Raw genomic sequence first — 14,107 nt, forward strand, 5'->3', positions numbered from 1 at the left:
TCAATAAGTAAATTCATTTTCTTTCTAAAAGTTTCATCTCTCCCCTATTTCATGCATAATAGATATGTACATATATTAGAAAGCGGTGAAAGTATGGTTTCAAATACTGTAATTGCCAGCATCATTTTTCAACTCATTGTCTCGATTCTGGTCCCAATTATCGTACTCGTTTATTTCCGTAAAAAATATAATATTAATTGGAAAGTAGTCGGCGTTGGTGTTCTTATCTTTATCGGATTCACCCAAATTCTTGAAACACCATTCCACCTATTTATGCGCGGTAATCCAACAATCGCTCCATTTTTAGAAAATCCGTTTGTCTTCGCAATTTATGGCGGATTGACTGCTGGTATTTTTGAAGAATTAGGACGCTTCGTTGCCTTCTTCTTCTTACTAAAAAAATATCTAGAATATAAAGATGGCTTCGCTTATGGAATTGGTCACGGCGGAATTGAATCTATTTTAATTGGCGGTTTTTCTGCATTACAAGCATTAATTTTTGCTAATTCTATTAACGATGGTAGCTTCTCTCGACTGATTGAACAAAAACCCGAGCTCAGTATTTTACAGGACATGTTAATTCAGCAACCTGCCTACTTATACTTCCTTGGTAGCTTAGAAAGAATTATGGCACTCGTGCTTCAAATCGCCTTTACAATGCTTGTTTTATACGCAGTAAAACAGAAGAAATACATCTTCCTAGTATACGCTATACTATTCCACGCATTTGTAGACTTTTTCGCGGCACTTTACCAAACAAAAACAATCAACATCTTCGTTGCCGAAGGAATTACACTTCTGTGTACAATTGGCGCTGTCGTTCTTATTCGCAAAATGAAAGAGAAATTAATGAGTGTACCGGAGTAAAAAATAAACCACCAAAATTGGTGGTTTATTTTTTATATGGATGATAACTTTTGCCCTCTTGCAGCTCCCTCTTTGTTTCTGCATCTATAACGATGTACTTATGAAACGCTTCTACTTCATTTTGAGTAAAAGAAGCGAAAAAATAAACTTGGCGATCAGGGTGAACAAAAAAATCTTGAAGCACCACTCTACTTCGACAACCGACAGCTGTTTTTTGCAGGAAAGAAAATTCCTCATCAGCCACTTCTTTAAATGAAATTTTTTTACGAACACTATATGCTGCATTTTTGTACTCTTTATAAATTTTCTTATCTAACTGTTTATAAAAAACATCCCCACTCACAAATGACTTATTTTGATTGCTTGGATAATTTAGTTTTCGGTTGGATTCTGCATATGTTGTGGACAATTGCGCAAGAAAACAAATAATGAATACGATACATATCATTTTTTTCATCATTGCACCTCAATTTTTTATTATCCACATTACTTTTCCACATATTTAAATCCATATGCTGTTTCCAATAAAAAGGAATTATTTCCACATTTGTCGAAGTATATAGCGTCAACTTGAAAGATGGGGATGAATTATGAAGAAAATTATTTTAATACGACATTGTTCAGCAACTGGGCAAGAATGTGATGCTGAATTAACGACCGATGGAAAAGACCAAGCAAATACCCTTGCTACATTCCTCTTAGAAAATACTCTACAAATCGATCATATTATTTCAAGCCCATTTGTCCGAGCTATCGATTCCATTCGGCCCTATGCACTCCAAGCTAACTTATCTATCCAAGAAGATGAACGATTAACTGAACGCATATTGAGCAACGTTCCAATGGATGATTGGATGCAAAAACTAGAATCCACTTTTACGAATATAGATATTGCCTTTTCAGGCGGAGAGTCAACAAAACAAGCAACAGACCGTGCCATATCGCTTATTCAAGACGTTTTACAATTAAACCATACGACAACACTACTTGTTACACATGGCAATTTACTTACGCTCATTTTAAAGCATTTTAATCATACGATTGGCTTTAATGAATGGAGAACTTTAACGAATCCTGATATTTACGAAATTACAATCGACGAACAATGTATCATAACACGCTTATGGGAAGCATCGTCCAAGTAATATCCCTTTCCAAAACATTCAGTTGACGCCACGAGAAGAGACTGTTCTAACAATAGAAAGGGGTATCATTTCATATGTACGAAGACGTACTTGCTTTACTACATAAAACAAATGTTTCTTATGAAAAATTCGAACACGAACCAGTACTCGATTATGAGACGGATCGGATTGTACGTGAAAGACTTGGCTTACAAGGTACTCCAAGTAAAAGCTTATTTTTAAAATCAACATCTGGAAATTTTTATGTGTTTTTTACGTTAGAAGGAAATCGGCTTAACCGCGGAGAGATGAAAGAAATAACGGGAGAACGCTTATCGCTCTGTTCTCCTGATGAACTAAGAATGGAAACTGGCTGTACTCCAGGATGTGTAGCTCCTTTTGGTTATTCACAAGAAGTAACAATTATTGTGGACAGTTCCGTTTATACGTACGATAAAATTTTAATTACACCTGGTGTACCTGAATTTACAATTGAATTATCCACAGAAGAATTAAAAAAGATTTTATTAACATGTACAAATACCGTTTTAGAGTACAAACAAAAAGAGAGCTGATCGTTAGCTCTCTTTTTTCATTATTTAGCTTCTGCTGTTTTTTCTTTTGCAGAACGTACTTGCTCGTCCGCATGGTAAGAAGAACGCACAAGTGGGCCAGCTTCACAGTGGCTAAATCCTTTGCTAAGTGCAATTTCTTTAAGCTCTGCAAATTCTGCTGGTGGATAATATTTAATAACTGGTAAATGCTTCTTAGATGGTTGTAGATATTGTCCAAGAGTTAAAATATCCACATTGTTTGCACGTAAGTCATCCATTGCTTCAATTAAATCTTCTCTTGTTTCACCTAAGCCGACCATAATGCTCGATTTAGTTGGAATATCAGGCTGCATTTCTTTTGCTCGACGTAAAAACTCTAATGAACGGTCATACTTTGCTCTAGCGCGAACTCGGTTAGATAATCGACGTACTGTTTCAATGTTATGGTTTAAAATATCTGGTTTTGCATCCATTAACATTTTTAAGTTTTCTTCTACCCCAGCCATATCAGATGGTAATACTTCGATAGACGTGAATGGGTTTTTACGACGTACTGCTCGTACTGTTTCAGCAAAAACAGCTGCTCCGCCGTCCTTTAAATCATCACGTGCAACCGCTGTTATAACAACGTGCTTTAAGCCCATTTGTACTACTGAATCTGCTACGCGTTCTGGTTCTTGTAAATCAAGCTCAGTTGGTAAGCCTGTTTTAACCGCACAAAAACGACAAGCACGTGTACAAACCGCACCTAAAATCATAAATGTTGCTGTTTTTCTTACAGCCCAGCATTCATGAATATTCGGACATTTTGCCTCTTCACAAACGGTATGAAGATTCTTAGAACGCATCATTTTCTTTAAGCCTGTATAGTTTTCATTCGTGTTTAACTTAATTTTCAACCATTCGGGCTTGCGCTTATATTCTGTTTGTTTTGTCATGGTTATCAACTCCGCACAATATGAAATAGTTTACCGTGTTCGCTTCTTTCAATGTAACATATCTATTCTAACGTATGAAAGCGATTTGCTCAAATGAAGATTCTAAGATTTTTTCCAATCGTTCCCTATAATGAAATACTCCGTATATCCCACACTAAAAAGAGTGATGTTGTGAAAGGAGTCTATTTCATGCTTCGAAAAATTTCTCTTTTGCTTTCTATTTGTTTTCTTCTCCACCAAAACATCGCTTACGGTGAAGATAATCAGCAAAGCATATACGAAAAGCGCATGGCACTATATAAAGAAACCGAGCAGTCTTCAGGCATTCCATGGTATTACTTAGCTGCAATGGATCAATATGAAAGAAATATACGGAGCGTAAGAAAAGATATTCCAAAAAAACCAGATGCCATCATTTCCCTTTATTTCAAACCAGAAATATGGGCTGGACCTGTTAATAGTAACGATACTCTCCCCCATACAATTTCTCTATTTGGCGGAATAGGTTTAGATGGTGACAAAGATGGATTTGCAAATGCAAATAGCGACCGTGATCTTCTGCATACCGCAGCGACTATTTTAAGGAAACAAGGAACGTCAGAAGACCGTATTAAAATTATGCTTTGGGAATATTATAGACGTGCAAAAACAGTTGATTTAATTAGCGAGTACGCCCAAATTTATAAACATTATGGACGTATTAATTTAGAAGGAAATGCTTTTCCTCTTCCGATTCGTAGTGACCATAGCTACCGTAGTACTTTCGGCGCTGGAAGAAGTTTTGGCGGAAGACGAATTCATGAAGGAACCGATATTTTCGCCGGATATGGCGTGCCAGTAAGATCGACTTGCTATGGCATTATTGAAACAAAAGGCTGGAACCGCCTTGGTGGATGGCGCATTGGTATTCGTGACCTTCATAACAATTACCATTATTACGCTCATTTAGGCGGGTTCTCAAAAGAAATACAGCTTGGACAAATTGTTGAGCCAGGAAAAGTAATTGGATTTGTTGGTAGCACTGGTTATGGACCTCCTGGTACAGCCGGAAAATTCCCACCCCACTTACATTTTGGCATATATAAAGACAATGGCTATACAGAATGGGCCTTCGATCCATACATGCATTTAAGCCTTTGGGAACGCAAAGAACGAGCAAATACAAAAAGATAACCGTAGCTGCATTGCTACGGTTATTTTTTATCCAGTAAAAGCCCGGCTCAGCCAAGTTTCACTTTATATGCAACTAACTATCTGTTTTCTTTTTATCAGGTACAGCAACACTTCCGCTTCCATAATACGTAGGCACTTCCCCTTGAACGATACGCGTCGCAATCGGAACATTTTGTTTCACAGTTATCTCTTTCGTATGAAATGGAATAATTACTTGCAATGTTACTTCCATTTCCATAACAATTTGAATCGCTGTAGTATTAATTCCATGCGGCTCAATTTTTTGTTTAATATCTGTATTCACATGCCCAATTGGCGTGAAATGAATCGGAATATCTGGTCCTATATTACCAAGGAGTGCATTATCAGTTACACGTCCAAAAGGAACTGCCATAGTCGCCCCGTTTTTTTCAGAAATACCTAGCTCCTTCAACTTTCCTTGTTCTACTTGTTGCAAATATTTTTCTATGTACGTGGTCGTTGACGTTACGATTTCATTTACTTGCTTCGTATTTAAATTAATTGTGGATACTTTTCCGTTTTTATCATTCTGTACTTTCATTAATGAATCGACATCGAATCCTTCATTAATTCTATCCTTTACCGCCTTCGTCATAATTGCTGTCGCCATTTTATGTGTCTCTACTTCCCCATATTTAATTAAGGTCGGCTGAATACTATTATTCACAATCCACAACCCTTGCGTAAGTAATATAACAAAAAGAATAAACGACATAAGCAGTATATACCGAAAGGCAATAGGTCCCCTTCGAAACCGCGAGTTTTTCGAGCGAAATATACTCATAAAAAAACCTCCTTCTTATATCATTTCTATGCAAGAAGGAGGGACGATATATGCTTATCTCATTTTTAATAATGCTTCTTTTCCAATCGTTCCTACTGGAATGCCTAACGCTTCAGCTCCAGTCGTTACCGATTCTAGTGGCGCTTCAAGAAGTTGTTCAATCGTTCTTACACCAACCGCACGGCCAGCAATAATTCCTCGATTACCTAATTTCTCATTTAAAAGACCTACATCTAATGCACCACACATAATATATCCTTTATCGCTCATTACAGCTAGCAAATTCGTCTTTGGAAGTTTCACGCTAACCGCAATAAACGTATAATTATCAATTATAATTGGCTCCACATTAACCATAGTTCACACTCCTCTCTTTCTTATCTGTATGACAAGAGAAAAATGAGTGTTACAAGTTAACTAGCCTATAGTTTAACGGAAGTTGTATGAGTTATTAACATATCCGTTAACACATCTCTAAGTAGTTCTGGCATATAATATTGTTTGCTAGAAAGTGTGGATAGCTCTGGGTATAAGTATCCAAACGTAAACATATCGATTGTTCCTACCGTATATATACGGTCTAACTCCAGCGATTCGCCGTTAATCAATACATCTTCTAATAAAATTTTATTGCCAGGAATCGTATCTGGAATGACTTCTACACCAGCATAAATCATTTTCCCCATCACTTTCCCCCGAAATCCGAATCCTTTCACCTCAAGATTCTCCATGTTCGGTTTACGTGCTTTCAAAATAACTTCTCTTAATATCTTTCCTGGAACTTTCAAAGCACACGGATTAATTGGATGTGGACAAATTCTGTGAATATCTCCGCGCGTTACAACACCCTCTTCTAGCCCTTCAAGAAGTACACCGGCGTTCACCATGCCAATCTCTGCATCGCACCATGTTTTCAGCGCACTTGCTAACATATGAGAAAACGGCGTCTCCTGAAACCAATCAACCGGTAATGACTCTTTTAAATGAACGACAGGCTCTGCCATTATATGCTTACTTTCTTCCTGCAGTATTTCAATTGTGGATAACGGCTCGCTATAAGCACCTAACCGTTCCGTCTTAATCGCTCTACCGTCTTTTTTCAACAGCTTCTTCGTCTCTTTATCCACAGTAAGCTGAACGTGGCCAACGTAACGTCCCCACTTTTCACAACAGCAAAGTAAAGTATTGTTCAGTAGAACACCACGCTCAAATAAATGATGCGTATGTGCACCTAAAATAACATCTATATCATAATGCTCTGCCATATACTCATCCATACTTTTTCCAAGGTGAGATAGGACAACGGTAATATGCGCCTCATCTTTCACTTCTTCTAAAATAGACTCTAAATGGATAAGCGGATCTTCAATATGCCAATCGAGCATATGATAAAACTCTGGATAAGCTACCGTTAATCCGATAAAAGCAATGATAATCCCATCTGTCGTCGTATGTAATTTATAAGGCTTCGCCCACGCTGGACGTACCCCTTCTTTTTTAAATAAATTCGCAACGAGCACCTCAAATCCAGCATCATCATATAGACGATTCAAATGCTCCTTCGCTAACGTAATGCCTTCATTATTTCCGATCGTTACATAATCATATAACGCCTCATTTAAAAGCTTCGTATTCCCAAGGCCATTTGTCGCTTCCGAAATACTATGAAAACGATCCACATGATCACCAATATCAACCGTCAAAACAGTCTCTCCCGCTTCCTGTCTTCGCTTTTTCTCCCCTAGAACAAACCGAGAAATTTGCGGCCAATTTTCAAAATGACTATGTATATCGTTTGTATGATAAAGGTGGATGATTGTTTCTTTATTTGTATTCAGAGAAAAAACCTCCTCTCAGTTCCTTACTGCCATTTACGCTATGCGCACACAATAATCCTGTAAATACTTTTCGTCTTTTCTTGCTATTTTACATTGTACTCGCATTGTGAGAAAAAGCAAAAGATTGTCCTTTTCATATGAGAAACTTTTGCTAATGCAGGAAAGAATTCCAGATAGTGGAGGGAGGGGTGGATTTGTCAAAAAGTTTAATAGAGAATTCAGTGGGTGGTTGTTCAAGTGGATTTGTCAGTATCTTTGTCTTAAACCTAGTCGTTCTCTGTTCTTATAAAATATTTAGGGTATGTGAGGATTTTCTTTTGTCTTATCTTGTCGACAAATCGATATTCCTTGTCGAAACGTTGATATATTGAAATAATCGTTGATATATTCCCGTTTATGATCGATATATTTGAAAAATCGTTGATATATTTAACTGAACACCCACCCGGGTATCCTCTCCCAAGCCAAGACAAATCCGCAAAACAAAAAAGCGCCCTGCACAGCAGGGCGCTTCTACTTTATCTATTAACCAATAGAACCTTCCATCTCAAACTTGATTAGGCGGTTCATTTCAACTGCGTATTCCATTGGAAGTTCGCGAGTGAATGGCTCGATGAAGCCCATTACGATCATTTCTGTAGCTTCTTGCTCAGAAATACCACGGCTCATTAGGTAGAATAATTGTTCTTCTGATACTTTCGATACTTTCGCTTCGTGCTCAAGTGAAACGTAATCGTTTTTGATTTCGTTGTAAGGAATTGTATCAGATGTAGATTGGTTATCCATGATTAACGTGTCACACTCGATGTTAGAGCGAGAGTTTTTCGCTTTTGGTCCGAAGTGTACGATACCACGGTAAGTTACTTTACCACCATGCTTCGCAATCGATTTAGAAACGATTGTTGAAGACGTGTTTGGTGCTAAGTGAATCATTTTCGCACCAGCATCTTGGTGTTGGCCTTTACCAGCAATCGCGATTGATAATGTTAAACCACGAGCGCCTTCGCCTTTTAAGATAACTGCTGGGTATTTCATCGTTAATTTAGAACCGATGTTACCATCAATCCATTCCATCGTTGCGTTTTCTTCACAAACCGCACGTTTTGTAACTAGGTTGTATACGTTGTTCGCCCAGTTTTGGATTGTTGTATAACGGCAATACGCATCTTTTTTAATGATGATTTCTACTACCGCACTGTGAAGTGAGTTAGTAGTGTAAACAGGTGCTGTACAACCTTCTACGTAGTGTACGTGTGCGCCTTCGTCTACGATGATAAGCGTACGCTCGAATTGTCCCATATTTTCAGAGTTAATACGGAAATACGCTTGAAGTGGTGTATCAACTTTAATACCTTTTGGAACGTAGATGAATGATCCACCAGACCAAACTGCAGAGTTTAATGCAGAGAATTTGTTGTCTGTTGGTGGAATTACTTTTCCGAAATGCTCACGGAAAATATCTTCGTTCTCTTTTAATGCGCTATCTGTATCTTTGAAGACGATTCCTAGAGCTTCTAGGTCTTCTTTCATGTTGTGGTATACAACTTCAGATTCGTACTGTGCAGATACACCAGCTAAATATTTTTGCTCAGCTTCTGGAATACCTAATTTATCAAATGTTGCTTTAATTTCATCAGGTACTTCATCCCAAGACTTCTCAGATTTCTCAGATGGTTTTACGTAGTACGTAATTTCATCGAAATCTAAGTCGTTTAAGTCGCCGCCCCATTGTGGCATTGGCATTTCATAGAACTTATCCAGTGATTTTAAACGGAAGTCTAACATCCACTGTGGTTCTTCTTTCATACGTGAAATCTCTTCAACGATCTCTTTTGTTAAACCGCGTCCAGCACGGAAAATCGAAACGTCTTTGTCTTTGAAACCATATTTGTAATCGCCGATATCTGGCAGTTGCTTCGCCATGTTGGTGTGTCCCTCCTTAGATAACCTCATTTTTAGGAACCTTTAACATTACTTATCTTCGTTTAAGCCCTTTTCTAACGCTTTCCACGCTAATGTTGCACATTTAATACGTGCAGGGAACTTGCATACGCCTTGTAATGCTTCAATATCTCCTAAATCGATGCTGTCATCGTACTCTTTTCCTAGCATCATGTCAGAGAAAATTTTCGAAAGCTGAAGTGCTTCTTCAATTTTCTTACCTTTTACTGCTTGTGTCATCATTGAAGCTGAAGACATTGAGATTGAACATCCTTCGCCTTCAAACTTCGCCTCTTGCACAATACCTTCTTCTACTTTCATCGTAAGTTGAATACGATCGCCGCAAGTTGGATTGTTCAAGTTAACGGTAACACTATCTTCTAACACGCCATGGTTACGAGGATTTTTGTAATGATCCATAATAACTTGACGATATAACGTATCTAAATTATTAAATGACATTTGTGAAATACTCCTTTGTCTTGATTAGCGATTCAACAAATGTATCAATTTCTTCTTTTGTATTATATAAATAGAAGCTCGCACGTGCTGTTGAAGAAGCTTTTAGCCACTTCATAAGCGGTTGTGCACAGTGATGTCCTGCGCGAACTGCAATGCCTTCTACATCTAATACAGTCGCTACATCGTGAGGATGTACGTCTTCAATATTAAATGTAACAAGACCAGCGCGATGCTTTGGACCATAAATTGTAACGCCATCTACTTCTGATAGTCTTTCTAAAGCGTATTGCGCTAATTCATGCTCATGCTTTTCAATATTATCAAGACCGATTTCTTCTAGGAAATCAATTGCCGCACCAAGTCCGATTGCATTACCGATAATCGGTGTACCCGCTTCAAACTTCCACGGAAGCTCTTTCCAAGTAGATTCTTGTAAATCTACGAAATCAATCATTTCACCACCAAATTCAATTGGCTCCATATTGTTTAGCAATTCTTTCTTACCATATAATACGCCGATACCTGTAGGTCCGCACATCTTATGAGCAGATAATGCGTAGAAATCACAGTTTAAATCTTGTACATCCACTTTCATGTGAGGTGTACTTTGTGCGCCATCAACGACCATAATTGCTCCGTTTTCGTGTGCGATTGCTCCGATTTCTTTTACAGGGTTAATCGTTCCAAGTACGTTTGATACTTGCATAATAGAAACGATTTTTGTATTCGGTGTAACAGTTTGACGAACATCTTCTAAAGAAATTGTACCGTCTGGTTGAAGCGGAAGGTATTTCAAAGTTGCGCCAGTTTTCTTCGCAACTTGTTGCCACGGAATGATGTTACTATGGTGTTCCATGTAAGAAATAACGATTTCATCGCCTTCTTTTACATTTTCAAGGCCATAGCTAGCCGCTACTGTATTTAATGCAGTTGTCGTTCCGCGCGTGAAAATAATCTCTTCCATTGATTTCGCGTTAATAAACTTGCGAACTTTCTCACGTGCACCTTCATACGCGTCGGTAGCTTTCGTACCGAGCGTATGAACACCGCGATGCACGTTAGAATTATATTCTTTATAGTAACGTTCTAACGTTTCAATGACTTGAATTGGTTTTTGAGAAGTTGCTGCACTATCGAAATAAACAAGTTGTTTGCCGTTCACTTTTTGATCAAGAATTGGAAACTGTTTGCGTATTTCATGAATATTCATTAGCGAACTTTCCTTTCAATTACCTCAACAAGCTGTGCTTTTACTCCTTCAATTGGAAGCTCATTTACTACAGGTGCTAAGAATCCATGGATGACTAAACGTTCTGCTTCGCGTTTTGGAATACCACGGCTCATCAAGTAGTATAATTGGTACGGATCTACGCGGCCTACTGAAGCTGCGTGACCTGCCATAACATCATCTTCATCAATTAAAAGAATTGGGTTCGCATCACCGCGAGCTTTTTCGTCTAGCATAAGAACGCGAGAAGATTGTTGTGCATTTGATTTAGATGCACCGTGTTCAATCTTACCAATTCCATTAAAGATAGATGTTGCACTATCTTTTTGTACACCGTGTTTTAAAATCCAACCTTCAGAGTGTTTACCGAAGTGAACAACTTTAGTTGTAAAGTTTTGTGTTTGGTTACCACGGCCAATTGTTACTGTTTTCGTATCAGCATATGAACCGTCGCCCATTAAGTTCGTAACGTTCTCTGAAATTGTGTTTCCATCATTCATAAGGCCTAGAGCCCAATCAATGCGGCCGTCGCGTCCAACAACACCGCGGCGGTTAACGTAAGTTGTTACGTCTTTTGCTAATAGATCAACCGCACCGAATTTCACTTGTGCGCCTTGTTCCACGATTACTTCTGCTACGATATTTGCAATACCTTTAGCATTTTCATTTGCAACATAGTTTTCTACATAAGTTGCAGTACTGTTCGCATCAGCTACGAATAATACGTGGTTATATACGTTAGCTTCTTCGCCGTCTACTAAGAATACAGCTTGAAGTGGAGTTTCAAGAACAACGTTTTTCGGAACATATACGAATGCACCGCCGTTGATTAATGCAGCATGAAGTGCAGTTAGACGATGCTCGTCTACTTTCACTCCGTCTTTCATTAAATACTTTTGTAGTAATTCAGCATGCTCTGTTGCAGCTGTTACGATATCTGTGAAAATAACACCTTTGTCTTTTGCTTCGTCTGCTAAAGAAACGAACGCAGTTGTACCAGTACGTTGCACTAATACGCTGTTATTTTCATCGATTAAGTTTTTCACTGCTTCTGGAAGCTCTGTTAAAGAACTTACAGGCTCTTGCTTAGCAGCGTCGCCTTTTCCGATAAAGTCCCATTTTTCAATTTTCGTTTTATCAGGCGTTGGCATTGGAAGTTCTGTTGCTTGTGCAAGAGCTTGTAAGCGGAACTCAGTCAACCAAGCAGCTTCGTTTACTTCGCTTGCGCGTTGACGGATTGTTTCTTGATCGAAAGGTAATGTACCGATTGTCATGTTTATGCTCCTCTCTTACGCTTCTTGCTCTGTTGTTTCGTCTTCAATACCTAATTCTTTTTTAATCCAGTCGTAACCTTCAGCTTCTAGACGTTGTGCAAGCTCAGGGCCACCAGATTTAACGATACGACCGTTCATCATAACGTGAACGAAGTCTGGAGTGATGTAGTTTAATAAGCGTTGGTAATGCGTAATCATTAGGCAACCGAACTCTTCGCCGCGCATTTGGTTAATACCTTTAGATACAACTTTTAATGCATCGATATCAAGACCTGAGTCGATTTCATCTAAGATTGCGATTTTTGGCTCAATCATCATTAATTGAAGAATTTCGTTACGCTTTTTCTCTCCACCAGAGAAACCTTCGTTTAAGTAACGTTGTGCCATTTCTGGATCCATTTCTAGGAATTCCATGTTTTTATCTAATGTACGGATAAATTTCATAAGAGAAATTTCATCGCCTTCTTCACGACGTGCGTTAATTGCAGAACGTAAGAAGTCAGCATTTGTTACTCCGCTAATTTCACTTGGATATTGCATTGCTAGGAATAGACCCGCTTGTGCGCGCTCGTCTACTTCCATTTCTAATACATCTTCACCGTCGATGATGATGCTACCTTCTGTTACTTCATACTTTGGGTGACCCATAATCGCAGAAGATAAAGTTGATTTACCTGTTCCGTTAGGTCCCATAATTGCGTGGATTTCTCCACCTTTTACTTCAAGGTTTACACCTTTTAAAATTTCTTTGCCGTCAATTGATACGTGTAAGTCTTTAACCGTTAATGTAGAACCAGCCATCTCAATACCTCCATTAATCCTATATATACATTTTAAAAATTCCTAAAACGTTCATATTCTCATTTTATTCTCATTCTAATCTTATATCAAATAAAATGATATCGCAAACGACGAAAAAAAGTAACAATTTTTTCACAAATGTATATAAGTATTTCCCTTGCATCCTTATATGATACACCTTTCTTCTTATTTATATAAAGAAAAAAGGACTGGTAATTTTCCAGTCCTTTCCTCATATTTATTCACTTACCGGAAGTACAGCACCTTTATATTCTTTATTAATAAAGTCTTGAATTTCTTTTGAATGCAGTACTTCTACTAATTCTTTAATTTCTTTTTTCTTCTCGTCACCTTTACGAACTGCAATAATATTTGCGTACGGTGAGTCTGATCCTTCAATCGCAATTGCATCCTTCTTTGGATTTAACTTCGCATCAATTGCATAGTTCGAATTAATGAATAAAGCATCTCCCTCATTATTTTCATACAACTTCGGTGAAAGTCCAGGTTCAACATCTGTTTTAAATTTTAAGTTTTTCGGATTTTCGACTACATCTTTTACTGTCGCCTTAACCACATCTACACCATCTTTAAGCTTAATCACGCCGCCTTTTTGTAACAATGCTAACATACGGCCTCGCTCCGCTACGTTATTACTCATAATCACTGTCCCGCCATCTGGTAAGTCTTTTAAGCTTTTATATTTCTTAGAATAAATACCCATTGGCTCTAAATGAATTTTTCCTGCGTTTACAATTTTATATCCTTTTTCTTGGATTTCTTTATCTAAGTAAGGAATGTGTTGGAAGTAGTTCGCATCAATTTCCTTATCCACTAACGCTTTATTCGGCAACACATAATCTTGGAATTTTTTAATTTCTAATTTAATACCCTTTTTCTCTAATATCGGCTGTGCCTTTTCTAAAATAACAGCGTGCGGCACGTTAGAAGCTCCAACAACAAGCTTATTCTCCTCTTTCCCTCCGCAAGCAGCTAATGTAAATACAGACAGCGCTGTAACAACTGACAATAGAATCTTTTTCATATGATGTCCCCTTCTCCCCTATAGTTATGTAGTTATAAAAAAGGCTGGCATACACCA

Annotated in this window: 15 protein-coding genes; 4 read left to right on the forward strand and 11 right to left on the reverse strand. The window is 38.0% G+C overall.

What is annotated here, in order from left to right; translation table 11 throughout:
- Positions 1–51: 51 nt before the first annotated feature.
- Positions 52–867, forward strand: a complete 816-nt coding sequence (locus OXT04_RS22060; RefSeq protein WP_002094186.1) for a YhfC family intramembrane metalloprotease — start codon at positions 52–54, stop codon at positions 865–867.
- A 25-nt stretch (positions 868–892) separates the two neighbouring features.
- Here the strand turns inward: OXT04_RS22060 and OXT04_RS22065 are convergent, their stop codons facing one another.
- Positions 893–1,324 (reverse strand): hypothetical protein, encoded by a 432-nt coding sequence (locus OXT04_RS22065; protein WP_000738182.1) that lies wholly within the window; start codon positions 1,322–1,324, stop codon positions 893–895.
- Positions 1,325–1,457: 133 nt separating this feature from the next.
- Between OXT04_RS22065 and OXT04_RS22070 the strand changes: the two genes are divergently transcribed.
- Positions 1,458–2,012 carry a histidine phosphatase family protein gene (locus OXT04_RS22070; protein ID WP_267417616.1) on the forward strand — a complete coding sequence of 185 codons (555 nt, stop codon included), beginning with the start codon at positions 1,458–1,460 and terminating at the stop codon, positions 2,010–2,012.
- Between the two features lie 74 nt (positions 2,013–2,086).
- On the forward strand, positions 2,087–2,566 hold the full coding sequence (locus OXT04_RS22075; protein WP_000272751.1) for a YbaK/EbsC family protein: 480 nt from the start codon (positions 2,087–2,089) through the stop codon (positions 2,564–2,566).
- A gap of 20 nt (positions 2,567–2,586) precedes the next feature.
- Here OXT04_RS22075 and lipA read toward each other — a convergent pair whose 3' ends face one another.
- Positions 2,587–3,483: a lipoyl synthase gene (gene lipA, locus OXT04_RS22080; RefSeq protein WP_000166367.1), complete on the reverse strand. Its 897-nt coding sequence runs from the start codon at positions 3,481–3,483 to the stop codon at positions 2,587–2,589.
- A 189-nt stretch (positions 3,484–3,672) separates the two neighbouring features.
- On the opposite strand from lipA, the gene OXT04_RS22085 reads away from it, so the two are divergent.
- The gene (locus OXT04_RS22085; RefSeq protein ID WP_000944681.1) at positions 3,673–4,656 is read left to right on the forward strand and encodes a M23 family metallopeptidase; all 984 of its coding nucleotides are present in this window, start codon (positions 3,673–3,675) and stop codon (positions 4,654–4,656) included.
- Positions 4,657–4,729: 73 nt separating this feature from the next.
- On the opposite strand, the gene yunB is transcribed toward OXT04_RS22085, so the two are convergent.
- From yunB to metQ, 9 genes are all read right to left on the reverse strand, one after another.
- Positions 4,730–5,461: a sporulation protein YunB gene (gene yunB, locus OXT04_RS22090; RefSeq protein ID WP_000021807.1), complete on the reverse strand. Its 732-nt coding sequence runs from the start codon at positions 5,459–5,461 to the stop codon at positions 4,730–4,732.
- Positions 5,462–5,515: 54 nt separating this feature from the next.
- The gene (locus OXT04_RS22095; protein WP_267417621.1) at positions 5,516–5,818 is read right to left on the reverse strand and encodes a YunC family protein; all 303 of its coding nucleotides are present in this window, start codon (positions 5,816–5,818) and stop codon (positions 5,516–5,518) included.
- Positions 5,819–5,883: 65 nt separating this feature from the next.
- Complete coding sequence (locus tag OXT04_RS22100; RefSeq protein WP_276591288.1) at positions 5,884–7,299, reverse strand: bifunctional metallophosphatase/5'-nucleotidase; 1,416 nt, start codon at positions 7,297–7,299, stop codon at positions 5,884–5,886.
- Positions 7,300–7,824: 525 nt separating this feature from the next.
- Positions 7,825–9,222 (reverse strand): Fe-S cluster assembly protein SufB, encoded by a 1,398-nt coding sequence (gene sufB / locus OXT04_RS22105; RefSeq protein ID WP_001118824.1) that lies wholly within the window; start codon positions 9,220–9,222, stop codon positions 7,825–7,827.
- A 48-nt stretch (positions 9,223–9,270) separates the two neighbouring features.
- Entirely contained in the window at positions 9,271–9,702 is a 432-nt protein-coding gene (gene sufU / locus OXT04_RS22110; protein ID WP_000009523.1) for a Fe-S cluster assembly sulfur transfer protein SufU, read from the reverse strand.
- Positions 9,692–10,912, reverse strand: coding sequence for a cysteine desulfurase SufS (sufS, locus tag OXT04_RS22115; protein ID WP_001020767.1), 1,221 nt, complete (start codon positions 10,910–10,912; stop codon positions 9,692–9,694). Before sufS ends, sufU begins: the two co-directional genes overlap by 11 nt.
- A complete protein-coding gene (gene sufD, locus OXT04_RS22120) occupies positions 10,912–12,204 on the reverse strand; it encodes a Fe-S cluster assembly protein SufD (protein ID WP_000152173.1) in 1,293 nt (430 codons plus the stop codon). The genes sufS and sufD overlap by 1 nt, the downstream gene beginning before the upstream one ends.
- Positions 12,205–12,219: 15 nt before the next feature.
- A complete protein-coding gene (gene sufC, locus OXT04_RS22125) occupies positions 12,220–13,005 on the reverse strand; it encodes a Fe-S cluster assembly ATPase SufC (protein ID WP_000929163.1) in 786 nt (261 codons plus the stop codon).
- A 238-nt stretch (positions 13,006–13,243) separates the two neighbouring features.
- Entirely contained in the window at positions 13,244–14,050 is an 807-nt protein-coding gene (metQ, locus tag OXT04_RS22130) for a methionine ABC transporter substrate-binding lipoprotein MetQ (RefSeq protein WP_097912926.1), read from the reverse strand.
- Between the last annotated feature and the right edge of the window lie 57 nt (positions 14,051–14,107).

The sequence above is a fragment of the Bacillus sp. GC_Bacil_1 genome, assembly GCF_026540675.1.
GTDB classification, from domain to species: domain Bacteria; phylum Bacillota; class Bacilli; order Bacillales; family Bacillaceae_G; genus Bacillus_A; species Bacillus_A cereus.